1 protein-coding gene is annotated in these 356 nt (G+C 63.8%); it reads right to left on the bottom strand.

Annotated elements, in window-relative coordinates; all coding sequences use genetic code 11:
* Nucleotides 1–323, bottom strand: a 323-nt coding sequence (locus CH341_RS32005; protein WP_245431344.1) for a DUF4815 domain-containing protein, incomplete at its 3' end; no start/stop codon positions are given.
* Nucleotides 324–356: the final 33 nt, after the last annotated feature.

Consider the following 356-nt stretch of genomic DNA (forward strand, 5'->3'; position numbering starts at 1 on the left):
ATGCGCGGCAGCTTCCAGCGGTAACTCGCTGTCACCGGCTGCCCGACGACGGCCGCCTCCAGCGCGATCGTTGATCGTCCGATCGCCTGCGGGATCACCGTCTCGATGTAGCGGTAGGTGACAGAATAGGTCGACCCGGCTGACGGCTCGGCCCCGTTCGGGCTCCAATCCACCTTGTCTGCCGTGAGCCTGTAATCGGCATTGGCGGCATAGGTGTTGCCACCCTGAGCGACCGACATGATGGCGTAGACCGGTGTGTCAGGCAGGGCGTCGGAACCACCCGCGAGCTGATGGGTGACGCTCTTCGTGACCTCCTTGATCACTGTGACGGTCTGAACGCTGTCGATCGGCCCGTT

This window comes from Rhodoplanes roseus, assembly GCF_003258865.1.
GTDB lineage: Bacteria > Pseudomonadota > Alphaproteobacteria > Rhizobiales > Xanthobacteraceae > Rhodoplanes > Rhodoplanes roseus.